21 protein-coding genes and 2 pseudogenes are annotated in these 22,972 nt (G+C 71.7%); 12 read left to right on the top strand and 11 right to left on the bottom strand.

Features of this window, described 5'->3' with window-relative positions:
• The 5 genes and pseudogenes from tnpA to ACFXOA_RS29750 form a co-directional block, all read left to right on the top strand.
• Positions 1-281, top strand: a pseudogene (gene tnpA / locus ACFXOA_RS29770) (IS200/IS605 family transposase); the annotation flags it as partial.
• Positions 282-411: 130 nt separating this feature from the next.
• Complete coding sequence (locus ACFXOA_RS29765) at positions 412-756, top strand: toxin-antitoxin system YwqK family antitoxin (protein ID WP_385034850.1); 345 nt, start codon at positions 412-414, stop codon at positions 754-756.
• Positions 757-1,004: 248 nt separating this feature from the next.
• Entirely contained in the window at positions 1,005-1,646 is a 642-nt protein-coding gene (locus ACFXOA_RS29760) for a hypothetical protein (RefSeq protein WP_385034848.1), read from the top strand.
• Positions 1,647-1,880: 234 nt separating this feature from the next.
• The gene (locus ACFXOA_RS29755) at positions 1,881-3,563 is read left to right on the top strand and encodes a cellulase family glycosylhydrolase (RefSeq protein WP_385034846.1); all 1,683 of its coding nucleotides are present in this window, start codon (positions 1,881-1,883) and stop codon (positions 3,561-3,563) included.
• A gap of 124 nt (positions 3,564-3,687) precedes the next feature.
• Positions 3,688-3,978, top strand: coding sequence for a hypothetical protein (locus tag ACFXOA_RS29750; protein WP_385034844.1), 291 nt, complete (start codon positions 3,688-3,690; stop codon positions 3,976-3,978).
• A 126-nt stretch (positions 3,979-4,104) separates the two neighbouring features.
• Here ACFXOA_RS29750 and ACFXOA_RS29745 read toward each other — a convergent pair.
• Positions 4,105-4,628: pseudogene (locus ACFXOA_RS29745) on the bottom strand (DUF1707 domain-containing protein).
• Positions 4,629-4,985: 357 nt separating this feature from the next.
• Between ACFXOA_RS29745 and ACFXOA_RS29740 the strand changes: the two are divergent.
• Both ACFXOA_RS29740 and ACFXOA_RS29735 read left to right on the top strand, forming a co-directional pair.
• Positions 4,986-6,326: an SGNH/GDSL hydrolase family protein gene (locus ACFXOA_RS29740; RefSeq protein ID WP_385034842.1), complete on the top strand. Its 1,341-nt coding sequence runs from the start codon at positions 4,986-4,988 to the stop codon at positions 6,324-6,326.
• 52 nt (positions 6,327-6,378) lie between these two features.
• A complete protein-coding gene (locus ACFXOA_RS29735) occupies positions 6,379-7,338 on the top strand; it encodes an ATP-dependent DNA ligase (protein ID WP_385034841.1) in 960 nt (319 codons plus the stop codon).
• A 157-nt stretch (positions 7,339-7,495) separates the two neighbouring features.
• Here the strand turns inward: ACFXOA_RS29735 and ACFXOA_RS29730 are convergent, their stop codons facing one another.
• Together ACFXOA_RS29730 and ACFXOA_RS29725 are read right to left on the bottom strand one after the other, a co-directional pair.
• Entirely contained in the window at positions 7,496-8,458 is a 963-nt protein-coding gene (locus ACFXOA_RS29730; protein ID WP_385034839.1) for a Ku protein, read from the bottom strand.
• A 442-nt stretch (positions 8,459-8,900) separates the two neighbouring features.
• The gene (locus ACFXOA_RS29725) at positions 8,901-9,596 is read right to left on the bottom strand and encodes an SDR family NAD(P)-dependent oxidoreductase (protein ID WP_385034837.1); all 696 of its coding nucleotides are present in this window, start codon (positions 9,594-9,596) and stop codon (positions 8,901-8,903) included.
• 149 nt (positions 9,597-9,745) lie between these two features.
• Here ACFXOA_RS29725 and ACFXOA_RS29720 point away from each other — a divergent pair, with 149 nt between their 5' ends.
• Together ACFXOA_RS29720 and ACFXOA_RS29715 are read left to right on the top strand one after the other, a co-directional pair.
• On the top strand, positions 9,746-10,636 hold the full coding sequence (locus ACFXOA_RS29720; RefSeq protein WP_385034835.1) for a helix-turn-helix domain-containing protein: 891 nt from the start codon (positions 9,746-9,748) through the stop codon (positions 10,634-10,636).
• A gap of 301 nt (positions 10,637-10,937) precedes the next feature.
• On the top strand, positions 10,938-11,834 hold the full coding sequence (locus tag ACFXOA_RS29715) for an excalibur calcium-binding domain-containing protein (protein WP_385034832.1): 897 nt from the start codon (positions 10,938-10,940) through the stop codon (positions 11,832-11,834).
• A gap of 71 nt (positions 11,835-11,905) precedes the next feature.
• On the opposite strand, the gene ACFXOA_RS29710 is transcribed toward ACFXOA_RS29715, so the two are convergent.
• From ACFXOA_RS29710 to ACFXOA_RS29700, 3 genes are read right to left on the bottom strand one after another with little or no spacing between them, the layout of a single operon-like run.
• Positions 11,906-12,433, bottom strand: coding sequence for a hypothetical protein (locus tag ACFXOA_RS29710; RefSeq protein WP_385034830.1), 528 nt, complete (start codon positions 12,431-12,433; stop codon positions 11,906-11,908).
• Between the two features lie 47 nt (positions 12,434-12,480).
• The gene (locus ACFXOA_RS29705; RefSeq protein ID WP_385034828.1) at positions 12,481-13,056 is read right to left on the bottom strand and encodes a TetR family transcriptional regulator; all 576 of its coding nucleotides are present in this window, start codon (positions 13,054-13,056) and stop codon (positions 12,481-12,483) included.
• The gene (locus tag ACFXOA_RS29700; protein ID WP_385034826.1) at positions 13,053-14,525 is read right to left on the bottom strand and encodes an MFS transporter; all 1,473 of its coding nucleotides are present in this window, start codon (positions 14,523-14,525) and stop codon (positions 13,053-13,055) included. The genes ACFXOA_RS29705 and ACFXOA_RS29700 overlap by 4 nt, the downstream gene beginning before the upstream one ends.
• 148 nt (positions 14,526-14,673) lie before the next feature.
• Here ACFXOA_RS29700 and argG point away from each other — a divergent pair, with 148 nt between their 5' ends.
• Both argG and ACFXOA_RS29690 read left to right on the top strand, forming a co-directional pair.
• A complete protein-coding gene (argG, locus tag ACFXOA_RS29695; RefSeq protein ID WP_385034824.1) occupies positions 14,674-16,122 on the top strand; it encodes an argininosuccinate synthase in 1,449 nt (482 codons plus the stop codon).
• 112 nt (positions 16,123-16,234) lie between these two features.
• Complete coding sequence (locus ACFXOA_RS29690; protein ID WP_385034822.1) at positions 16,235-16,537, top strand: hypothetical protein; 303 nt, start codon at positions 16,235-16,237, stop codon at positions 16,535-16,537.
• Between the two features lie 128 nt (positions 16,538-16,665).
• Here the strand turns inward: ACFXOA_RS29690 and ACFXOA_RS29685 are convergent, their stop codons facing one another.
• Positions 16,666-18,015, bottom strand: coding sequence for a DUF445 domain-containing protein (locus ACFXOA_RS29685; protein ID WP_385034820.1), 1,350 nt, complete (start codon positions 18,013-18,015; stop codon positions 16,666-16,668).
• Between the two features lie 153 nt (positions 18,016-18,168).
• Between ACFXOA_RS29685 and ACFXOA_RS29680 the strand changes: the two genes are divergently transcribed.
• Entirely contained in the window at positions 18,169-19,431 is a 1,263-nt protein-coding gene (locus tag ACFXOA_RS29680) for an SGNH/GDSL hydrolase family protein (protein ID WP_385034818.1), read from the top strand.
• A 60-nt stretch (positions 19,432-19,491) separates the two neighbouring features.
• Here ACFXOA_RS29680 and ACFXOA_RS29675 read toward each other — a convergent pair whose 3' ends face one another.
• Genes ACFXOA_RS29675 through ACFXOA_RS29660 form a run of 4 tightly spaced genes read right to left on the bottom strand, consistent with a single transcriptional unit; the run spans position 19,492 to position 22,878 of the window.
• Positions 19,492-20,178 carry a DUF1707 domain-containing protein gene (locus ACFXOA_RS29675; RefSeq protein ID WP_385034854.1) on the bottom strand — a complete coding sequence of 229 codons (687 nt, stop codon included), beginning with the start codon at positions 20,176-20,178 and terminating at the stop codon, positions 19,492-19,494.
• Between the two features lie 53 nt (positions 20,179-20,231).
• On the bottom strand, positions 20,232-21,203 hold the full coding sequence (locus ACFXOA_RS29670; RefSeq protein WP_385034816.1) for an ATP-binding cassette domain-containing protein: 972 nt from the start codon (positions 21,201-21,203) through the stop codon (positions 20,232-20,234).
• A 9-nt stretch (positions 21,204-21,212) separates the two neighbouring features.
• Positions 21,213-22,061 carry an ABC transporter permease gene (locus ACFXOA_RS29665; protein WP_385034814.1) on the bottom strand — a complete coding sequence of 283 codons (849 nt, stop codon included), beginning with the start codon at positions 22,059-22,061 and terminating at the stop codon, positions 21,213-21,215.
• A gap of 16 nt (positions 22,062-22,077) precedes the next feature.
• Positions 22,078-22,878: an ABC transporter permease gene (locus ACFXOA_RS29660; RefSeq protein ID WP_385034812.1), complete on the bottom strand. Its 801-nt coding sequence runs from the start codon at positions 22,876-22,878 to the stop codon at positions 22,078-22,080.
• Positions 22,879-22,972 lie beyond the last annotated feature (94 nt).

Raw genomic sequence — 22,972 nt, 5'->3', positions numbered from 1 at the left:
GTCGAGTTCAACGGCGAGAACAACCACGTCCACATGCTCGTGAACGTCCCGCCGAAGGTCGCCGTGTCCAAACTGGTCAACAGCCTCAAAGGCGTGTCCTCGCGCAGGCTCCACCTGGGGGCACCTCCCGGCCGAAGGCTGGGGGAGAGTTCCCCGACCTCGTCCGCCACTACTGGCGGGCACAACGACTCTGGTCTGGCTCGTACTTCGCCGGTTCCGTCGGCGGCGCACCGCTCAGCATCGTGAAGCAGTACATCGAGCAGCAGAACCGGCCGCCCTGACCCGGGCCGAGGTGAACAGTGCGGATCCGCGCACACAGCCGAGGTCAGAGCAGCTCTCAGATTCGCTTCACCACCGGGCTGAAGCCCGGTGCACTACGAATAGTCCCGGTAGCGCTCCTATGCTCTCCGCATGGCCGAGGAACAATTCAAGGACGGAAAGCTGTCCGGCGAGGGCGAGTACGCCGGCGGGGAGCGGCAGGGACCATGGACCTTCTACTTCCGCAACGGCAAGGTCAAGGCGCACGGTTCCTACAGCGCCGGGCAGCTCGACGGCGCCTGGGTGTGGCACCGGGAGGGCGGAGGGCTGCTCCAGGAAGGCGCCTTCGTGGAAGGGCGGCAGCACGGCCCCTGGCGGCGGTGGCACAGCAACGGCAACCTGCTGGACGAAGGGGCCTACGCACACGGGAAGAAGACCGGTGTGTGGGTGACCTACGACAAGGACGGCAACGAGTCCAGGCGAACCACCCACCGCTGACCGCCCCGGCACCCACCGCTGACGCCGCGGCGGCACCCACCGCTGACCGCCGCGGCACCGACCCGGCGCCGCCGCGCGGCTGCCCCGGCGCCGCCGTGAAACACCTCCACCCGCCTCGCACAGCAACTCCACAGGAACGAGTGCCGTTTCGGGAACCGCCGCGCCCGGCCGGGCCGTCCTCACGCGCGAACCACCGTGCGGCTCACAGCAGGTGTCGTGCGGACCACGTCACGTGACCGAGGAGCAGCATGACGGCCCACGACAGCGCACGCCCGCACGACGGCCGGCCGGGGGACACCGGCACGGCCCCCGGACGCGGCAGCCGTACAGTACTGCGGCGCTGCGCGAAGGCAGCCCTGATCCTCACGCTCGCCCTCGGGGCCGCCACCGCCTGCGATTCGTCGGGCGACGGCACGCACCCCGCCAAGGAGTGGAAGGCCGGCGACTGCGCCGGCCCCGACACCAGCGCCTCCAAGGACGGCTTCCAGCCGCTCGACTGCGACGACCCCAAGGCCACGATCAAGGCTCTGGAGGTCAAGGGCGGCCAGTTCTTCGCCGGAGCGGTCGAGTGCCCGGCGGGCACCGACGAGATCATCTCGGTGAAGGTGTCCTACGGGGGAGAAGCCAAGGGGGGAATCCCCAGCAAGACCATCTGCGGGCGGAACCTCTCCGGCGACCACCCCGGTGACGCCGGGGCGGGCGGTGGACAGCTCGTGGTGGGCGACTGCGTGGACGACCAGGCCAAGGAGGTCGCCTGCGCGAGCGGCGGCAGCAAGGTCCTCGCCCTGACCAAGACACCCGAGGAATGCCCGGCGGACGCCGACAACCCCATCGAGCTCTTCCCGAGCCCCGGCCGGCCGTACGACGCGATCTGCACCAGGAAGGCGTGATCCGCGCCGAACCAGCGCTTCCTGACGAGGTGTCGGTGTTCGGTTGATTCGCCCCCGGGGCCCAGGGTCACCCCCAGGCCCCGGGGGCGCCCTGTGACGCGGGCGAGGACGCGCGTCTCCCGAAACAACGTGTGCGCGATGCCTTGACGTGCCCCTGCCCAGATGGCTTTATGGGAGCGCTCCCACGACCCATCCGATGTTTGCTTCACCCGGCACCCACCTTCTGGAGTCGCAGTGAGATCAGCAACGAGCACGGCGCGAAAGAGCCCCCTGGCCGTCCTGATGAAAGGTCTGGCCGCCCTTCTCGGCGTCGCCCTCCTGGGCGCACTCGGCCCGGCCGCGGCGCACGCCGCCCCCGCGCGGGCCGAAGCCGCCGCCACCGGCCTGCACATCAGTGACGGCCGGCTGGTGGAGGGCAACGGCAACGACTTCATCATGCGTGGCGTCAATCACGCGCACACCTGGTACCCGGGTGAGACGCAGTCGCTGGCCGACATCAAGTCCTTCGGCGCGAACACCGTCCGCGTCGTCCTCTCCGACGGCCACCGCTGGACGAAGAACGGCCCCGACGAGGTCGCCGGGATCATCGCCGACTGCAAGACCAACCGCCTGATCTGCGTACTGGAGGTGCACGACACCACCGGTTACGGCGAGGACGCCGCGGCGGGCACGCTCGACCACGCGGCCGACTACTGGATCGGCCTGAAGAGCGTCCTGGCGGGCCAGGAGGACTACGTCGTCATCAACATCGGCAACGAGCCGTGGGGCAACACCGACCCGTCCGGCTGGACCGCCCCCACCACCGCGGCCGTCAAGAAGCTGCGCGCGGCCGGGTTCGCCCACACGATCATGGTGGACGCGCCCAACTGGGGCCAGGACTGGCAGGGCGTCATGCGCGCCAACGCCCAGGCCGTGTACGACGCGGACACCACCGGCAACCTGATCTTCTCGATCCACATGTACAGCGTCTACAACACGGCGCAGGCCGTCACCGACTACCTCAACGCCTTCGTGGACGCCGGACTTCCCCTCCTCATCGGCGAGTTCGGCGGGCCCGCCGACCAGTGGGGCGACCCGGACGAGGACACCATGATGGCCACCACCGAGGAGCTCGGTCTCGGCTACCTGGCCTGGTCCTGGAGCGGCAACACCGATCCGATCCTCGACCTCGCCATCGACTTCGACCCGAGCCGGCTGAGCTCGTGGGGTGAGCGGATCTTCCACGGCGCCGACGGCATCGCCCAGACGTCGAAGGAGGCCACGGTCTTCGGTGGCGGTGGCAACCCGGGCGACACCCAGGCCCCCACCGCCCCGGGCACCCCGGCCGCCTCCGCGGTGACGGCCACCTCGGCGAACCTCGCCTGGACCGCCTCCACCGACAACGTCGCCGTCAGCGGCTACGACGTCGTCCGTGTCAGCGGCACCACCGAGACCACCGTCGCCTCGTCCACCACGAACAGCGTCACGGTGACCGGCCTGACGGCGAACACGGCCTACACCTTCGCCGTGTACGCCCGCGACGCGGCGGGCAACCGCTCGGCGCGCTCCGCCACGGTGGGGGTCACCACCGACAAGAACACACCCACCCCCGGCGTGGGCTGCTCGGTCGGTTACAAGGTGGTCGGCCAGTGGCCGGGCGGGTTCCAGGGGGAGATCACCCTCCGCAACACCGGCACCGCCGTCGTCAACGGCTGGAACCTCGCCTTCGCCTTCGCCAACGGCCAGACCATCTCCAACATGTGGGGCGGGACCCCCACCCAGAGCGGATCCTCGGTCTCCGTCGCCCCGGCCGGATACACGGCCACCATCGCGGTGAACGGCTCGGTCACGGTCGGTTTCACCGGCACCACGACCGGCACCACCAACACGGCACCCAAGGCGTTCACGCTCAGCGGCACCGCCTGCACCACGGTCTGACCAGCCGTCGGCCCGTCCGGCCGCCCGTCGGCCGGACGGCCGGCATCACAGCCTGACCGGCTGATCACCGGCCGGCAGGAGCCCTCGCTCCTGCCGGCCGCTCGCATCGGGCGATGATGGTGGCGTGACGACCCGCGACCTGTACAACGTGCGCCCGACGGGCCCCGCCCCCGGGCCCACTCCCCTGACGCCCGACGAGGAACAGCGTGCGAGGGGGAACCTGTTCACCGAGCTCGGCAACACGATCGCCGACCGGGGATGGGCACGCTTCCCCGCCTACAGCCCCGAGGAACGCCGACGCCTCGTGGCGGTGGGACGGATGCTGAGCGAACACTGGGGCATCCCGGTAGCGGTCGAGGCGGAGGACGAGTGCGCCATGCGCCTGTCCCTGCGGGGGCACGAGCTCACCGTCTGACGCCGGCGCCGGCAGGGGCACGAGCCACCGCCCGAGGCCGCCCGGGGCCGCCCGGGGCGTAAGCCGACCGCCTGCCCGTCACCTTGGGCAGCCCACCGGTCGCGTCCCGCCCTCGGGCCGGACGCCTCAGCGGCGCGCGTGGCGGATCCGCAGCCGTCCGTATCCCATGGCCCCGGTGATACGGATCTCGGGGCCGCCGGGACGTGAGGCCCGGCGGGGCCGGTAACGCAGGTCCTTCCAACCGGTGCTGAGCCCATCGACGTCGACCACCGCGTCCCGGGGGACGGTGATCCTGGCCCCGCCCGAGCCGAGCTGCAGATCGATGTCGACGGCCCCGTGCTCGAAGACCGCCCGGGACAGGTCGAGACGCACCTCCCGAACGCCGAGTGCACCTGGAGGAATCGCGGGACCCGCCATGCGCCGCGACGCCGGATCCGCCCGCCCGCGGCGGCGATCGTCGAGGTGGTGTCCGGGGCCTTCGCCGGCTCCGGGAGCGAGGCGACGGCCGCGGCGAGGTCCGCATGGGTCGTCGCGGCGAGCGCCTGGCCGAGCCGTACGTCCATCTCCTCGTGCGAGAGGTGCTCGGAGGCGTACGCCTCCTGCAGTCGCCGCACGGCGGTCTCACGATCGTCCTCGCCGGGCGATGCCATCCGGTCTTCCCGTGGAGAGGTCACCGGCCCACTGTAGTCCGCGAGAGGCCGGAGGGACCCGGACGCCGTCACACCCGGCAGGTGCACCGCCGGGCACACCGAAGTGAGTTCAACCCAAGGGACGTTGAGCGCTGCCGAGCGCACGGATCGGCCCGATCCGCACACCGGCCCACCCGGACCCGCTCCGCCCGCCCCGCGGGACACCACCGAAACTTTTCGAACGTTTCGACATATTGACCGAACGTTTTCGACCCCCATAGCCTGCCGCTCGAATCCCCGGGCTCTCGCTGTGAACGACGTCCACGTCCATGGATTCACCGCCCTGCTTCCCCCACCCCCACCAGAGGGAGCACCACCGTGATCCGAAGAACGTCGTTCCTCAGCCTGTTCGCCGCCGCCTCGCTCGCCGTCGTGGCCGTATCCCCCGCGCTCGGCGCCGGGGACAGGCACGGCCACGGCAGCTCACCCGCGCCTGGTGAGCGCAACGCCCGCTGGGTGAACACCTGGACGTCCATGCCGCAGCTGACGGAACCGGGCAACATGCCCCCGGCCCCGTTCACCGCCGAGGCATCCGTGCTCACCGACGCGACGCTGCGCCAGACCGTCCACGTCTCGACGGGCGGTCAGCACATCAGGCTGCGCTTCTCGAACGCCTTCGGAGGTGCCGCGCTGCCCCTCACCAAGGTGTCCGTGGCACTCCCGCTCGACGGCAGGGCCGGTGCGAGCGCGGTCGAGGCGGGCACCACCCGGTCCGTCACCTTCCAGGGCCGCACGTCGGTGTCGATCCCGGTGGGCGCCCAGGCGGTCTCCGACCCGCTGGACTTCACGCTCGCGGCGGGGTCCGACCTCACCGCCACCGTGTATCTCGCGGAGGGCCAGGCCTCCACCTCCATCACCTCGCACCCCGGATCGCGTACGACCTCCTACCTGCGGGCCGGGGACCACGTGGCCGACGCCGACCTCCCCGGGGCGACACCCACCGACCACTGGTACTTCCTCAGCGGTGTCGAGGTGTGGTCCCGGAGCACCACGTCGGCGGCCGTCGTCCTCGGCGACTCACTGACCGACGGCCGGGGCTCCACGACGAACATGAACGACCGCTGGCCCGACCTGCTGCAGAAGCGGCTGCGGTCCGGCGCCGCCACCTCGAAGACCGCCGTGGTCAACCAGGCGGCCGGGGGCAACCGGCTGCTCGACGACGGCCTGGGTCCCAACGGCCTGGCCCGCATCGACCGCGACGTACTGGCCCAGAGCGGGGTGGACTGGCTGGTCGTGTTCGAGGGCATCAACGACATCGGCACCGCCGGAGCCACCCCCGCGGCGCAGAAGCGGGTGGCGGCCGATGTCATCGCCGCGTACGAGCAGATCATCATCCGGGCCCACACCCAGGGCATCCGGGTGTACGGGGCGACGCTGACCCCGATGGGCGGCAACACCGGGTACGACGATCCGGACGGGTACCGCGAGCAGGCACGGCAGACCGTCAACGCGTGGATACGCACGAGCGGGCGCTTCGACAGCGTGATCGACTTCGACCGGGCGGTCCGTGATCCCCGGGCACCCCGGCAGCTGCGCGCCGACCTCGACACCGGCGACCACCTCCACCTCAACCCGGCGGGCTACCGGACGATGGCCGAGGCCGTCCCCACCCGCCTGTTCCAGCAGGCCCCGCTGCCGAAGGGATTCGGCTTCAACTGACCACCGGCCGTGACGGACCGGCGCGGAGAGGCCGGGCTGAGAGGCTGCCCGTATGACCTCTCTGCCCAGGTTCGCCCCGATGCTCGCCACCCCGGGCGCGCTGCCACCGCCCGCCGTCGACGAGCAGTGGGCGTACGAGGTGAAGCAGGACGGCCAGCGGGCCATGGCCTATCTGCCGGGTGACGGATCGGTCCGGCTGCTGGCCAGGTCCGGTGCGGACATCACCCTCGCCTACCCGGAGCTGGCCTCGCTCGGCCCCGCGCTCGGCGGCGTACCCGCCGTGCTGGACGGCGAGATCGTGGCGCCGGACGCTCAGGGGCGCGGTGACTTCGAGCGGCTCCAGTCACGGATGGGCCTCTCCGGCTCCCCCGCGAAGGCCGCGCGCATGGCGCAGCGGGTCCCGGCCCATCTGGTGCTGTTCGACGCGGTGTTCCTGCGGTCCGGGAGCCTCGTGCGGAAGCCGTACACGGAACGGCGTGCCGCGCTCGAGGCGCTCGGGCTGGACGGGCCGTACTGGTCGACGCCCGCGGTGGTCGTCGGGCACGGCGAGCGGGCCCTGTCGATGACACGGGAGGCCGGCCTGGAAGGGCTGGTCGCCAAGCGGCTCAGCTCGGTCTACGAGCCCGGGGTCCGCGCCCGTACCTGGATCAAGATCCGCCACGCCCGCACGGTGGACGTCATCGTCGGCGGCTGGGTGCCCGGCCGGGGCCGGCTGGGCGGGCTGCCGGGGGCGCTGCTCGTCGGCGAACGCCACCCGGGCGGGCTGCGCTACGCGGGCAGCGTCGGCACGGGGTGGAGCGACGCCGAACGCACCAGGCTCGCCGAGCTGCTCCGGGTCGCCGCCGTCGACCGGTGCCCCTTCGACGAGACACCTCCGGTCGCCGGGGCCCACTGGGTGCTGCCGCGCCTGGTCGGCGAGGTGCGGTACTCGACCCGGACGAAGGCGGGGCGGCTGCGCCAGCCGTCCTGGCACCGGCTGCGGCCCGACCTGGCACCGGACGACGTGGGGTGAACCGGCACGGGCACCGGACGGACGCGGCGCGAACCGGCACGGGCACCACACGACGCGGCGCGAACCGGCACGGGCACCACACGACGCGGCGCGAACCGGCACGGGCACCACACGACGCGGGGCGAACCGGCACGGGCACCACACGACGCGGGGCGCGTCAGGACGCGGCCCGCTTCCGGGCCGGGGTCTTCTTGGCCGCGGCCTTCTTCGCGGTGGTCTTCTTCGCCGTGGTCTTCCTCGCCGTGCTCTTCTTCGCGGCGCCCTTCTTCGCGGCCGGGGCGCTCTTCTTCCGGGTCCTCGGCTTCCCCGGTGTCATCTCGTGCACGGTCGCGTCCTCGCCGCGCGTCTCCCTGGCCTGTTCGACCGAGGCGTTCAGCGCGGCCATCAGGTCCATGACCTTGCCCGGCTCCTCCTCGGCCTCGCCCGGTGCCGCCGGAGGTGCCTTGCCCTCGGACTTGGCGGCGAGCAGTTCCTCCAGCGCGTCCCGGTACCGGTCGCGGAAGCCGGAGATGCCGTCCAGCGCCATGCTCTCGGTGAGCTGTACGGCCCGCTGGACCTCGTCCTCGTCCAGCTCGGTCTCCCGGGGGGCGAGCGACTCCGGGCTGCGGACCTCGTCCGGCCAGCGCATCGAGTGCAGCACGATCGCGTCCTCCCGCACCCGGAGCAGCCCCAGCCGCTCACGGTTGTGCCAGGCGAACTTCGCGACGGCGACCTTGTCGCTCCGCTCCAGCGCACGGCGCAGCAGGGTGTAGGGCTTCGCCGCCACCTGGCCGTCGACGGCCAGGTAGTAGCTGTCGCTGATGCGTACGGGGTCGATTCCGTCGGCGTCCACGAACGCGACGATCTCGATGGCCTTCGCCGTCGGCAGCGGCATCCGGTCGAGTTCCTCGTCGGTGACCGGCACGGTGCGGTCCCTGGCGATCTCGTACCCCTTGCCGATCTCCTCCTGGGAGAGGACCTCGCCGTCGATCTCGCACACCTTGCGGGTGCGGATCCGGCCCATGTCCTCACGGTGGTACTGGTGGAAGGAGATGGAGTGGTTCTCGGTGGCGGACACCACCTTGATCGGAATGGTGACCAGCCCGAAGCTGATCGCTCCGGTCCACAGGGGCCTCGGCATCCGTACCTCCAGCCGCCCCCCTGACGTCATGGCCGGGAGGCGGACCGGCGCGCCTGGAAGGGAGAGACCGACCCGAGAGGGCCGAGGCGCGGCCCGGGCCACCGCCCGTACACCCGATCCTCGCGCCCCCTCGGCCTGAGCGCATGTGGATCACCGGGGAGCAGCGGCGAGGTGCGCCAGCCGCATATAGAACTGCTCCGGCCCGTGCTCGCCCTCTCCCCACGTCACCGTCACACGCGTCCCGCCTCGCCGGCGGACCTCCCTGCACACCTCGTCCACCGCGAAGCGCCCGTATCCCCTGCCCTGCTCCCCGGCCGCGACGGCCGGGGAGGACGTTGTCCGGGGTCACCTTCTCGAGGCGGAGTCGTGCGGTCACAGGCGTACCGTACGAGTCCGCCACGGCAAGGAACACCGGTGTACCGCCCACCCGGGCGGCCGGGCCTCACCAGGCGGCGACGCCCTCCGCGTCGAAGAATCCGCCGGTCGGGCCGTCGGGGCCGATGAGGGCCATGCGGACGATGATGTCCGCACCTTCCTCGACGGTGTTCGGGCCGCTGTGGCCGTTGAGGTCCGTGGCGGTGTATCCGGGGTCCACGGCGTTGAACCTGATGGCCGGGTATGCCTTCGCGTACTGCGAGTTGACCATCACCAGCGCCGTCTTCGACGAGGTGTAGTCGAGCGAGGCCACGGTGTACTCGACACGGCTCGGGTCGTTGGTCGCCGCCAGCGAGCCGAGACCGCTCGCCACGTTGACGACGACCGCCTCCTTCCCCGCCTCCAGGAGCGGCAGGAACGCCCGCGTCACGCGCACGGCGCCGAAGACATTGGTCTCGTACGTGCTCCGCATGTCCGCGCCGGTCGTCTCCCCGACCGGCTTGCGGACGCCGGCGATGCCCGCGTTGTTGACGAGGACGTCGAGGCGGCCGGCGTCCTCGGTGACGAAGCGGGCGGCCGCCCGGACCGACTCCTCGTCGGTGATGTCGAGCTGGACGAAGCGTGCGCCGAGGCGCGCTGCGGCCTCCTGGCCGCGCCGGGCGTCGCGCGCGGCGGCGTAGACGGTGTGTCCCGCCTCGACGAGACGGCGGGCGGTCTCGTGGCCGAGCCCCTTGTTCGCTCCGGTGATGAGGGTGGTGGTCATGGTGACGCTCCCGTGTTCGGTGTCCGTACCCGCGTGACGACTGGTACGCCTCCAGCGTGCTCGGCCCCGCACGGCACAGGCAGTACCCGCCTCAGCGGGTGGACCGGCAGTACCAGGCTGTCCGGCGCCCGTGTACGGATACTGGAGGGGTGAGTGCATCGGAGCGGCAGCGGTCGACCGGCCCGGAGTCCCCCTCGGCGGGCCGTGGCTCCAACGAGCTGGGCAGGGCGCTCCACGGCTGGCGCGACCGGCTCTCCCCCGCCACCGTCGGCCTCCCCGCCGGTGGTGTACGGCGGGCGGTGGGGCTGCGCCGCGAGGAACTGGCACAGCTGGCCGCACTCTCCGTGGACTACATCACCCGGCTCGAACAGGGCCGGGCCACCTCGCCCTCCCCGCCGGTCCTCGCCTCGCTGGCCCGCGCCCTGCGCCTCTCGGCGGACGAGTGCACCTATCTGTACCGCCTGGCGGGGCAGCCCGAGCCGGGGCCGGGGCAGATCTCCGCGCATGTCCCGCCCGGGCTGCGCCGGCTCCTGGACCGGTTGGACGCCGCACCGATGAGCGTGCACGACGCCGCCTGGAATCTCGTCGAGTGGAACCGGCCCTGGGCCGCGCTCCTCGGAGACCCGTCGGCGCTGCGCGGGCGCGAACGCAACATCCCCTGGCGCCACTTCACGGGCCGGTACGGGAGGGCACGGCCCACCCCGGAGCAGCGGGCCGAGTTCGAGGCGGCGATCGTCGCCGACCTGAGGGCCGCAACCGCCCGCTACCCCGCCGACCAGGGGCTGCGCTCGCTGATCAGGGACCTGCGGCAGGAGAGCGAACGCTTCGCCGGGCTGTGGGAATCCGGCATCGTCGGCGTCCACGAGTCGGCGGCCAAGACCATCGTGCACCCTGAGGCCGGCCCGATCACCCTGGACTGCGACGTGCTGGTCGCCCCGGGCAGCGACCTGCGGGTCGTCGCCTACACGGCCCAACCCGGGAGCGAGGCCGCCGCCCGGCTGGGACTGCTGGACGTCATCGGCATCCAGGCCATGACGTGAACGGACGGACGGCCGGCCCCACGCCTCATGACCACGCCTCATGACCACGCCTCCTGACTCACGGCTCACGGCCGACGGCTGACGACTGACGCCTCACGCCGCGAGGCCGCCCCGACGATGCCGCACCCCCTCGACGCCCCGCGCACACCTTCTTCACGCTTTCGTCACAACTTCGCTTCCGTGGGGCCGAATCCCGCCCGCCACCGGCCCCGCGGTGTCAGCATCACCCCGCAGCCGCACGTCAGGCACGGCGGTACGAACACAGCACCACGGCACATCTGGGGGGCACATGAAGACTCGCGTGACAAGGAACCGGCTCAGACTGTCGGCGGGGGCCGCGGTCCTGACGCTGGCCCTGGCAGGATGCGCGGGCGGGGCCGACGACGGCGCGGACGCGAAGCCCGTGGCGGCGGAGGGGTCACCCTCGGCGAAGGAGATCCGGACGCTCGCGCTCGCCGACGACACCGCGGAGGCCGACGCCGGCCGGGAGATCGAGGTCGAGCCGCTGTCCAACGACCTGGTGACCAGGGAGGACGGCGCCGACGCGCCTCTCCTGGACACATACCGCCCGGCCGAACTCACCCTGAGCGCCGAGCGCCAGGCACCGCACGGAACGGTCACGGCCGAGGGCACCACCCTCGTCTACACCCCGGCGGACGGATACTCCGGCGAGGACGAGTTCACCTACACGGTCGCGGTGAAGAGCGCCGAGGGGAAGGGCCCGGCGCAGGACACCGCCGTCGTACGGATCACGGTCACCGCGCCGAGCCCGTCGCCCAGCCCCACACCGACACCCACACCGACCCCGGCGCCCGCCAGGACCCCGAAGGCGAAGGCCGCGACCACGCGCCCGGCCGCACCCGCAGTCCACTACGCGAACTGCGACGCCGCGAGGGCCGCCGGGGCGGCTCCCGTACGCCGGGGCGACCCGGGATACGCGGCGCACCTGGACCGCGACGGTGACGGAGTCGGCTGCGAACCGTACAACTCGTCCGGTGGCAGCGGCGGTTCGTCAGGGGGCGGATCGTCCAGCGGTGGATCTTCCGGCGGCAGTTCCGGTGGAAGCTCGGGCGGCGGCAGCACGTACTACGCCAACTGCACCGCCGTACGGGCCGCGGGTGCGGCCCCGATCCACCGGGGTGACCCCGGATACGGCTCCCACCTCGACCGGGACGGCGACGGCGTCGCCTGCGAGTAGCGGCCCGCGACGCCCGGCAGCCGCCGCCGGCCCTTCCGGCGGCGGCTGCCGGGTTCCGCGCACCGGGCAGGTCAGCGGTAGTCCTCCGGGTGGCCCTGCATCCAGGTGTTGATCCGGTCGCGGGTGCCGAGCAGCAGCGTGCGGTGCTTCTCCAGGTTCTCGATGCCGAGATCGCCCTTCAGGGTGCCGTGCAGGGTCTTGATCCAGGCGAGGGGCTGGGCGAAGTGGCCAAGGCCCTGCCCGTCCGTCCTCATCGCCCGGTCCATCGTGTCCAGTTCGTCCGACACGCGGCCCAGGAAGTAGGCGCAGTTCGCGCCCCCGGGCTCACAGCCGTCCTGGTAGGTCGCCTGGAGCCCGGCGAACGCGTCACGCACCCGCACCGGCGCGTCCGTCCCCACCGGGAACGAGGGCTCGGGTTCGGGCGTGGGCGTCGCGGCGGCCTCGGCCGCCTCCGCCTTGGCCGCCTCGGCCTTCTCGGGTGCGACGTACGGCACGTCGCCGCCCGGCCCGTCGGTGGTGGTCGCAGCGGAGCAGCCCGCCAGCAGCGCCCCCAGGGCCATGGCGGGTATCGCGGCACGCAGGCCGTTACGGATCAGCATGGAGGCCCCCCTCGTCAGTTGGACCAGACCATACCGCTCGGGGTCGTTCAGCTCCCGACCAGGCGCTGGAGCGCGGGGGCGTACAGGTCCGCGAGGTGCTCCGCGGTCGCGCGGGAGCTCGCGCCGTCGCGGTGGAGGCTGAGCGTGGCTCCCAGGCCGAGGAGGTGACCGGCGATCAGCTCCGCGCGCAGGGCGCGGTCCCCGCCCGGGAGGAGGTCCGTCAGACGCGCGGTGACCTGCTCGCGGAATCGCTCGCGGAGCAGGGAGCGTTCGTCCTGGTTGCCGAGGGAGAAGACGACCCGCAGCAGCGGGTCGCCCCGCTGCGCCCTGCGCACCCCCACCACGGTCAGCACCATGTGACGGCCGAGCCCGTCGAGCGGGGCGTCGAAGAGCTCGTCGGCGGCGGGTCCGAAGTCGGCGACCGCGTTGAAGAGTTCCTCCTTGCGGCCGAAGTGCTTCACGACGAGAGCTGCGCTCACCCCGGCGTCCGCGGCGATTGCCCGGATGGTCACGTCCGCGTACGGCCGCTGGGTGAACGCCCTGCGGGCGGCGAGCAGGATCGCGTCCCTGCCGGTGGGGGCGGACGCCCGCGCGCCGGCGGCGTCGGTGGTGGGGACCGTCACGCACCCTCCTCGATCGGCATCGTCCGCGTGCGGCCGCTGCTCCTGCGCTTCCCCCCGACCGTACCCGTCCGCTCGCCCGTGCCCGGCAGGCAGAGCGTCACGGCGAGGGCGAGCAGCGCGGCGCCGCCGGCGATCAGGAAGACGAGCTGGTAAGCGCCGAGGGTGGGGGCTTCCCGGCCCGCGGCGAGGAAGGTCATGTTGGCGAGGACCGCGGCCACCGTGGCGCTGCAGAAGGCCTGGCCGATGGAGCGCATGAGGGTGTTGAGACCGTTGGCCGCGCCCGTCTCGCCGACGGGGACGCTCCGCATGACCTGGGCGGGGAGAGCGGAGTACGCGATCGCGGTGCCGGCCGAGACGATCGTGGCGCCCGCGACGATCAGCCAGAGGCTGTGGCTGGTGAAGTAGCGCACCACGTAGCCGGCCGCGATGACCACGGAGGCCAGGGCGAGGCTCGTCCTCGGGCCGTACTTGCCGGAGATGCGGGCGGAGACCGGCGAGAGCAGGACCATCGTGACGCCCCCCGGGAGCAGGCAGAGCCCGCTGACGACGATCGAGGCGCCGAGCCCGTACCCGGTGGCCTTCGGCTCCTGCACCATCTGGCCGGTGACCAGGGAGTTGGCGTAGAACGCGAAGCCGATGAGCAGGGCCGCGAGGTTGGTGAGCAGGACGGCGGGGCGTGCCGACACCCGCAGGTCGACCATGGGGGTGGGCACCCGCAGTTCGTAGGCGCCCCACACCAGGGCGATGACGACCGCCCCGGCGAGCAGCCCGAGGGTGACGGGTGAGGTCCAGCCCCAGTCCCCGCCCTGGGTGACGGCCAGCAGCAGACAGACCAGCGCACCGGTCAGGCCGAGCGTGCCCAGCGTGTCGAAGCGGCCGCGCGAGCGCAGCGGTGACTCGGGGACGCAGCGGAGCACGAGGACGAAGTCGAGGAGGCCGATGGCACCGGACACCCAGAACATGGTGTGCCACTCGTAGTTCTCGATGACGACGGCCGCGATCGGCAGGCCCACGGCGGCGCCGATCCCCATGGTGGAGCTCATCAGTGCCACGGCGGACAGCACCCGCTCGGGCGGAAGCTCGTCGCGCAGGATGCTGATGCCGAGGGGGATGACGGCGATGGCCGCGCCCTGCAGGGCGCGGCCGGTGATGAGGACGCCGATGTGGGAGCTGACGGCGCAGAGCACCGATCCCACGACGAGGACTCCGAGGGAGGCGAGGAGCACCCGTCTCTTGCCGTACATGTCGCCGACCCGGCCGAGCACCGGGGTGAACACCGCGCCGGTGAGCAGGGTGACGGTGACCAGCCAGCTGGCGGCCTCGGGGGTGGCGCCGGTGAGGTCAGGTATGTGCGGGAGGAGCGGGACGACGATCGTCTGCATGATCGCGACCACGACGCCGCAGAAGGCCAGCACCCCGACGGCGAGACGGGGGTGGGGGGCGGCGGCGTCCGGGTCGGCCTCGGTCATCGGGACTCCCTGGGGAAGAAAGGGGTGTACACGCGTTCACCCCCCAGAGTAAACGCGTGTACACCCCATCGACACCTGCCCCGCACGCACCGCCGCACCTCACATCACAGCATTTGCATATCCATACCATCGAGTGCATACTCTTCCTATGTCTAAGGTTCTCACCTCCCTGCCCACCGGCGAGCGCGTCGGCATCGCCTTCTCGGGCGGCCTCGACACCTCGGTCGCGGTCGCGTGGATGCGCGACAAGGGTGCCGTCCCCTGCACCTACACCGCTGACATCGGCCAGTACGACGAGCCCGACATCGCGTCGGTGCCCGGCCGCGCGAAGGCGTACGGCGCCGAGATCGCGCGCCTGGTCGACTGCCGGGCGGCACTGGTCGAGGAGGGCCTGGCCGCACTGGCCTGCGGCGCGTTCCACATCCGCTCGGGCGGCCGCGCGTACTTCAACACCACGCCGCTGGGCCGTGCCGTCACCGGCACCCTGCTGGTGCGGGCGATGCTCGAGGACAACGTACAGATCTGGGGCGACGGATCGACGTTCAAGGGCAACGACATCGAGCGGTTCTACCGCTACGGCCTCCTGGCCAACCCCCACCTGCGGATCTACAAGCCGTGGCTCGACGCCGACTTCGTCACCGAGCTCGGCGGCCGCAAGGAGATGTCGGAGTGGCTGGTGGCCCACGGGCTCCCCTACCGCGACAGCACCGAGAAGGCGTACTCCACCGACGCCAACATCTGGGGCGCCACCCACGAGGCGAAGACGCTGGAACACCTGGACACCGGCGTGGAGACCGTCGACCCGATCATGGGCGTCCGCTTCTGGGACCCCTCGGTCGAGATCGAGACCGAGGACGTCACCATCGGCTTCGACCAGGGCCGCCCGGTCACGATCAACGGCAAGACCTTCGCCTCCGCCGTCGACCTCGTGATGGAGGCCAACGCGATCGGCGGCCGCCACGGTCTCGGCATGTCCGACCAGATCGAGAACCGCATCATCGAGGCGAAGAGCCGCGGCATCTACGAGGCCCCCGGCCTGGCCCTGCTGCACATCGTCTACGAGCGCCTCGTCAACGCCATCCACAACGAGGACACCCTCGCCCACTACCACAACGAGGGCCGGCGCCTCGGGCGGCTGATGTACGAGGGCCGCTGGCTGGACCCGCAGGCGCTGATGGTCCGCGAGTCGCTGCAGCGCTGGGTCGGCTCCGCCGTCACCGGCGAGGTCACCCTGCGGCTGCGGCGCGGCGAGGACTACTCGATCCTCGACACCACCGGCCCCGCCTTCAGCTACCACCCGGACAAGCTCTCCATGGAGCGCACCGAGGACTCCGCGTTCGGCCCCGTGGACCGCATCGGCCAGCTCACCATGCGCAACCTCGACATCGCCGACTCGCGCGCCCGGCTCGAGCAGTTCGCCGGCCTCGGCCTCGTCGGCACGACGCAGCCCTCGCTGATCGGCGCCGCCCAGGCCGCGGCGACCGGACTCATCGGCGCCATGCCGGAGGGCGGCGCCCAGGCCATCGCCTCGCGCGGCGAGGTCTCCGCGGACGAGGCACTGCTGGACCGCGCCGCCATGGAGCTCGGCAACGACTGACGGGGGTACCCGGGCCGCCCCGCCTCCGGGCGGGCGGCCTATCCTCGGGAACACGAGCCCGGATCCCGGCAGCGGACCCGGACGGCAGACGTGCGAGGCGAAGGTGGCGGCAATGGCGAAGGTCCCGGCAGCGGCGGTGGCGGCGAGTGGTCTCGTCGGCGGATACGCGATCGCCCGCTGGACGAAGAAGCGCCCCCTCGGCGGAGCCGCCCTCGCCGCCGTCGGAGCCGTCGCCGCCCACGGCTGGAACCGGCAGGCCGGCGCCCCCGCGGCCACCGGGCTGACCGTCGCCTACGTCGCCGCGTTCGCCGGATCGCACCCGCTCGCCAAGAAGGTCGGCGCCTGGCCCGCCGTGTTCACCGTCGCCGGCGCCATGGCCACCGCGTCCTGGGCCGTCACCCGGCGCGCCGCCTGAGCCACCCCAGCCCCGGAAATATCGCTCCAGGGGATTGAACACGGGCGCCCGCGGGTGCGTACTGGAAGACACCTCCCCGCGAGCCCGGGGGCGCGCCCGTACCGCACGACGGGGCACGCGCTCCCGGGTCAGCCCCCCAGCGCGTGCGACACGGAATAGATCACCAGCCCGGCCAGCGCACCCACCACGGTGCCGTTGATCCGGATGAACTGCAGGTCACGGCCGATGTGCGCCTCGATCTTCCGCGACGTCTGCTGCGCGTCCCAGCCGGCCACCGTGTCGCTGATCAGCGAGGTGATCTCCGTGCGGTACCTCGTGACGACGTACGCCGCCGCGTCCTCCAGCCAGCCGTCCACCTTGCCCTGCAGCCGCTCGTCGGTGGACAGCCTGGCACCCAGCGACATCAGCGACGCCCTGGCCCGCAGCCGCAGCTCGCTCCGCTCGTCCTCGGCGGCCGCGAGAATCATCGACCTGACGGACGACCAGGCCGAGGCGATGACGTCCTGGACCTCGCCGCGCCCCAGGATCTCCGACTTCAGCCGCTCCACCCGCGCCCGGGTGTCCGAGTCCGTCTGCAGATCGGCCGCGAAGTCCGTCAGGAACGTGTCGATCGAACCGCGCGCCGGATGGCCCGGCATGTCCCGCATCTCCGTGACGAAGCGCAGCAGTTCCTTGTAGACGCGCTCCCCCACCCGCTTGTCCACGAACCGCGGCGTCCACCCCGGCGCCCCGCCCTGCACCGCGTCCATCACGGAGTCGCCGTGCAGCACCAGCCAGTCGTGCGCCCGCACGCAGACGAGGTCGACGACCCTGCGATGGCCCCCGTCCGCGACGATCCGCTCCAGCATCTTGCCCATCCCCGGACCGATCTCCGCGGCGTCCGCCCGCCGGGTGATCGCCTCCCCCACCACCGCCTGCACATCGGAGTCCCGCAACACCGTCAGGGCCCCGCGCAACGCGGTCGCCAGCTCCGCGGTGACCCGGTCCGCGTGCTCCGGCTCGGCCAGCCACGCACCGAGCCGCCTCCCGACACCCAGAGCGTGAATTCGGTCACGAACGACCTCTCCGGAGAGAAAATTCTCGCCCACGAAGGAACCGAGGGACGCCCCCAACTGGTCCTTCTTGGTAGGAATGATGGCAGTGTGGGGGATGGGCAGACCGAGCGGACGCCGGAAGAGCGCCGTGACGGCGAACCAGTCAGCCAGCGCACCCACCATCCCGGCCTCGGCAGCCGCAGCGACGTAGCCCGGCCAGCCGCCCACACCCGAGTTCTCCGCCCAGGTGGCGAGGACGTACACGAGCGCGACGAGCAGGAGCAGACCCGTGGCGGTGGTCTTCATACGGCGCACACCGCGCTGCTTCTCCTCGTCGGCGGCGGTGTACGAGAAACCGCCCAGGGACGGCCCCGGCCGCCCGCCGGCACCCCGCCCGCGGGCCTCCGGCCCGGATGCCGTCCCCTGTCCCGCGTCCTGTTCCATCCGCTCCACCCGTCCGCGTACGCCTGAGACCGTGCCGTACGCATTGTCCCTGCTTCACCTACTCCCGGGCCGCACTCCGAGTTCCCCGGGTGCTGCCGCATCATGAGAGTGACCCGAACTCCGGGCCGGACACCACAAGGAGAAACACCGCAGATGCCCAGGCGCCAGGGGTACACCCTGCCCATCGCCCTCGCGGCGGGTACCGCCGTGCTCGCCGCCGCAGCCGCCTACGGCACGTCACTGGTCGTCGGTGACCGGTCGCAGCCGTACGGCGGGAGCGGGACACACGCAGCCGCCCGCAACCCCGCCGCGCCCGCCGCCGCCGGGGGAACCTGGGTGGCCACCTGGACCGGAGCCCCCGTCAGCGCGGAACCGAACGCCGCACACGGCTACCCCGGCAGCACCATCCGCAACGTCGTGCACACGAGCGTCGGCGGCGACGCCGCCCGGATCACCCTGTCCAACCTGTTCGGCACCGCCCCGCTCGTCATCGACCAGGCAGGCGTCAACACCCGCCGGGTGACCTTCGACGGCTCCCCCACCGTCACCATCGCCGCGGGCCGGCAGGTCGTCAGCGACCCCGTCGCCGTCCCCGTGGCACCCGACGCCGACCTGGAGGTCACCCTCCGCACGCCCTACGCCACCGGCACCGTCACCCAGCACCCCAACACCCACCAGACGTCCTACCTCGCCGACACCAAGGGCACCTGGAGCACCACCCGCTGGCGCTACCTGACAGCCGTCGACGTCCTCAACAAGACGTCACCCGGCGCGATCGTCGTCATCGGCGACTCCCTCACCGCGGGAACGGGATCCACCACGGACGCCGACACCCGCTGGAGCGACGTCCTCTCCGACCGCCTCCGCCACTCCTACGGCATCGCCAACCAAGGCATAGCGGGCAACCGCCTCCTGATCGACAGTCCGCGCACCACGGCCGGCGTACGCGGCACCGGCGGCCCCAGCGCGACCCACCGCTTCGAGCGCGACGTCCTGTCCGTCACCGGCGCCAGGACCGTGATCATCGCACTGGGCATCAACGACGTGCAGCAGAGCCCGCAGGAGACGGACCCCCGGCGCATCACCGCCGGACTCCGCGCCCTCACCGAACGCGCCCACGCCCGCGGACTACGCGTGGTGGGCGCCACCCTGACACCGTTCCAGGGCTACCCCACCTGGTCACCCGCACGCAACGACGTACGCCAGGCGGTCAACGCGGAGATCCGCTCCGGCCGGATCTTCGACGCCTTCGTGGACTTCGACCGGGCCGTCCGCGACCCCTACGCACCCAACCGGATCCTGCCCGAGTACGACTCCGGCGACCACCTGCACTTCAACGACACCGGCTACCGGACCCTGGGACACACCATCGACCTCTCCACCGTCGACGCCACCCCCAAGTCCGACTCCTTCTGACCCCGACAACCGGGCGCGGCACACCCGCGCCCGGGCGGCCCCGACCAGCCGGCGGACACCTCAGCCGAGCTCCTTGCGCCCGTCCCCCGCATCCGGCCCACGCAGGCGCGACCGCTCCTGCTCCTGCAACCGCCGCTTCTGCGCCTTGCTCCGCTTGCGCTCCACACCGACCCCGCCCATCAGCGCGAACCCGACGACCCGCACCCTCGGTGAATCCGGTGCCGGGTCGAACTCCTCGTCCAGCTTGGAGTGCTCACCGAAACCACCCATGATGCCGAAGCCGCTGACGTCGACGTTCAGATCGGGCGGCACGGTCACCTGCATCCCGCCCATGATCGTGAAACACCGGATCACGACCTCGCGCTCCGCGAAATGGGCCTCACGCAGATCGATCTCACCGCCACCCCACATCGCGAACGCGGTGAACCTCGGACCCACCGTCCAACGTCCCTTGCGGCTGAACCCTCCCCAGAACGCGAACGCCCCCGACGAGGTCTGCGTCCCCCCGATCCGCGAGGACCACTCGGCCGACGACCCCCTGCGCCCGTCCACCACACCCGCCGCCGGACGGGCGAGCGCGCCCGGCACCGGAAGATCCCGCACGAGCGGCTCCAACTCCCCGTGCGTACGCGCCTTGTAAGCCGCATCCACCCGCTGCTCGAACTCGTCCATCTCCAGACGGCCCTCAGCCACGGCCTCCCGCAAGGTCTCCGCGACCCGCTCACGCTCCGCGTCGGAGGCACGCATATCCGGGCTCTCACTTGTCATACCGGCACCCTATAGAGCGAACACGGACGGGCCTAGGCGCTGGAATCCGACACGTACATCTTCGCGATCACGGACTCGATGTCCGGCTCACGCACCGACAGATCGACCAGCGGATAGTCCGACGCGATACGCGCCACCAGCGGCGCGGCAGACGCCACCGCCGGGAAGGCCAGCCACTGCCGCGGCCCCTCCACCCTCACCACCCGCGCCTCCGGCCCCAGATCGATCGGCGGCATCTCCCGCTCCAGATCGACGACCAGCGTCCGCTCACTCTCCCCCACCTCGTGCAGCGCGGCCGGCGACCCGTCGTACACCAGCCGCCCGTGATCGATCACCATCACCCGCTTGCACAACTGCTCGATGTCCGTCAGATCGTGCGTGGTCAGCAGCACCGTCGTGGAACGCTCCGCGTTCAGATCCCGCAGGAACCCACGCACCTTCGACTTCGAGACGACGTCCAGCCCGATCGTCGGCTCGTCCAGGTACAGCACCTCCGGATCGTGCAGCAGCGCCGCCGCGATATCACCCCGCATCCGCTGCCCCAACGAAAGCTGACGCACCGGAACCTCCAACAAAGCCCCCAGATCCAGCAGTTCGACGCAGCGCTCCAGATTCTCCCGGTACCGGGCATCCGGGATCCGGTACATCCGGTGCATCAACCGGTAGGAATCCCGCAACGGCAGATCCCACCACAGCGTCGTCCGCTGCCCGAACACCACACCGATCCGGTGCGCCAGCCTCGTACGCTCCCTGCTGGGATCGATCCCCGCGACCCGCAGCCGCCCCGCGCTCGGCGTCAGAATGCCCGTCAGCATCTTGATCGTCGTCGACTTACCCGCCCCGTTCGGACCGATGTAACCGACCATCTCACCCCGCGGCACCCGGAAACCGATGCCGTCCACCGCCCGCACCTCACGCCGCTCCCGCCGCATGAAACCCGTCCGGCGACGCACCTCGAACACCTTCTCCACACCGTCGAGCTCGATGAACTCCGTCTCGTCCACGCCCACTCCTCAGCTCCCCGTACTGCGGTACGACCGCAGACCCACCCGCCACGCCATACCCGCGAGCACCCAGCACCCCACCGCCACCACCGGCGGCAGGAACGCCACCCACTCCGGCAGGTCCAGCGGATAATCCCGCCCCAGCACATACAGCGCCGGCAACCAGCTCGCGAACGCCAGCGGCACCACGAACGTCACCCCACGCACCAGCTCCTTCGCGAACAGCGACGGCGGATACGCCAGCAGCGACGTCCCCCCGTACGTGAACGCGTTCTGCACCTCCGACGCGTCCTGCGCCCAGAACTGGAACGCCGCACCCGCCACGAACACCGCCCCGAAGATGGCCCCGCCGCTCAGCACCATCAGCGGCAGCATCAGCACCTTCAGTGGGGTCCACGCGATGTCCAGCGTCACCAGCGCATACCCCAGCACCAGCAGCCCCTGCGTGATCCGCCCCAGCCTCCGCAACGCGAACCGGTCAGCCGCCACCTGCGCCAGCACCGGAACCGGCCGCACCAGCAAGGTGTCCAGCGTGCCGTCCCGCACCCGCCGGCCCAGCCGGTCCATCGACCCCAGCACCAGGTCCGCCAGCCCGAACGCCGTCCCCGACGCCCCGTACAGCAACGCCACCTCCGGCAACGTGAACCCGCCCAGCGCGTCGACATGCGCGAACATCAGCATGATCGCCACGAAATCGAACGCCGTCGCCACGAAGTTCCCCAGCGTGGTCATCGCGAACGACGCCCGGTACGCCATCGTCGAGCGCACCCACATCGCCACGATCAGCCCGTACGCCCGCACCCCCTCCACGACCCGGGAGCGCTCACCGGGCGCGATGACCCGCTCGACCACGGCCACCCGCCCCGCCCCGGCCTCAGCCACCCTGGACCACCACCCTCCTGGTAGCCACCGACTGCAGCAGCCGCCCCGCCAGAAGCAGCGCCACCGCCCACCCCGCCTGGAACGCGAACGCACCCAGCAGATCCCCGCCCTCGTACACACCGAGGAACACATCGGCCGGCACCTGCAGCAGCGACGACCACGGCAGCACCGCCGCCACCTCGCCCAGCAGCCCCGGAAACAGGTTCAGCGGCAGCAGCATGCCCGAGAAGAACAGCCCGGCCAGCCAGGCCATCTGCATCGCCCCCGCCCCGTCCAGCAGCCAGAACGCCGACAGCGCCACCAGGAACCGCACCGCGAAACTCACCACCACCCCCAGCGACACCGACACCAGGAAAGCCAGCCACGTCCACGGCGAGGACGGCAGCGCGAGGTCGAAGACCAGAGCGCCCAGCACCATCGGCACGATCCCGCGCCCCAGCAGATGGAACGCCGCCCGCCCCAGATCCCCCGCCAGCCACCACAGCTGCAGATCGGCAGGCCGGTACAGGTCGACGGCGATGTCACCCGTACGGATGCGCTCCATCAACTCGTCCTCGAAACCACCGCCCAGCATCGCGTTGGTCATCAGCAGGGCCTGCCCCAGCCACACATAGGTCAGCGCCTGCGACACGTCATAGCCGCCGAGGTGCGGGCGTTCGTCCCACAGGGCGATATAGGCGTACGCCATGATGAAACCGAAGACGGTGTTGGTGAACACGCCCGCGAGGGTCGCCACCCGATAGGTGGCGTACCGCCGGAACCCGCCCGCCGCCACCACGGCATAGAGCCGCACCGCGCCCCCCTCTCCCCGCCAAAGCGCCTGACGTTAGTGCACGGCGACACGCCGCCGCGACCCCATTCCTCCGTGAGGGATCCCAGGGTTATCC

This window comes from Streptomyces sp. NPDC059166, from assembly GCF_042755185.1.
Taxonomy (GTDB): domain Bacteria; phylum Actinomycetota; class Actinomycetes; order Streptomycetales; family Streptomycetaceae; genus Streptomyces.
Note: the sequence above shows the minus strand (reverse complement) of the source record. Positions and strands in the feature narration are given on the sequence as shown.

What these genes read in the sequence shown, in the direction of transcription:
- ACFXOA_RS29765 (WP_385034850.1), top strand. Translation starts at nt 412, where the DNA reads ATGGCCGAGGAACAATTCAAGGACGGAAAGCTGTCCGGCGAGGGCGAG.
- ACFXOA_RS29700 (WP_385034826.1), bottom strand. Translation starts at nt 14,525, where the DNA reads ATGACCGAGGCCGACCCGGACGCCGCCGCCCCCCACCCCCGTCTCGCC.
- argG (WP_385034824.1), top strand. Translation starts at nt 14,674, where the DNA reads ATGTCTAAGGTTCTCACCTCCCTGCCCACCGGCGAGCGCGTCGGCATC.
- ACFXOA_RS29710 (WP_385034830.1), bottom strand. Translation starts at nt 12,433, where the DNA reads ATGCTGATCCGTAACGGCCTGCGTGCCGCGATACCCGCCATGGCCCTG.
- ACFXOA_RS29760 (WP_385034848.1), top strand. Translation starts at nt 1,005, where the DNA reads ATGACGGCCCACGACAGCGCACGCCCGCACGACGGCCGGCCGGGGGAC.
- ACFXOA_RS29680 (WP_385034818.1), top strand. Translation starts at nt 18,169, where the DNA reads ATGCCCAGGCGCCAGGGGTACACCCTGCCCATCGCCCTCGCGGCGGGT.
- ACFXOA_RS29730 (WP_385034839.1), bottom strand. Translation starts at nt 8,458, where the DNA reads ATGCCGAGGCCCCTGTGGACCGGAGCGATCAGCTTCGGGCTGGTCACC.
- ACFXOA_RS29690 (WP_385034822.1), top strand. Translation starts at nt 16,235, where the DNA reads ATGGCGAAGGTCCCGGCAGCGGCGGTGGCGGCGAGTGGTCTCGTCGGC.
- ACFXOA_RS29735 (WP_385034841.1), top strand. Translation starts at nt 6,379, where the DNA reads ATGACCTCTCTGCCCAGGTTCGCCCCGATGCTCGCCACCCCGGGCGCG.
- ACFXOA_RS29675 (WP_385034854.1), bottom strand. Translation starts at nt 20,178, where the DNA reads ATGCGTGCCTCCGACGCGGAGCGTGAGCGGGTCGCGGAGACCTTGCGG.
- ACFXOA_RS29725 (WP_385034837.1), bottom strand. Translation starts at nt 9,596, where the DNA reads ATGACCACCACCCTCATCACCGGAGCGAACAAGGGGCTCGGCCACGAG.
- ACFXOA_RS29685 (WP_385034820.1), bottom strand. Translation starts at nt 18,015, where the DNA reads ATGGAACAGGACGCGGGACAGGGGACGGCATCCGGGCCGGAGGCCCGC.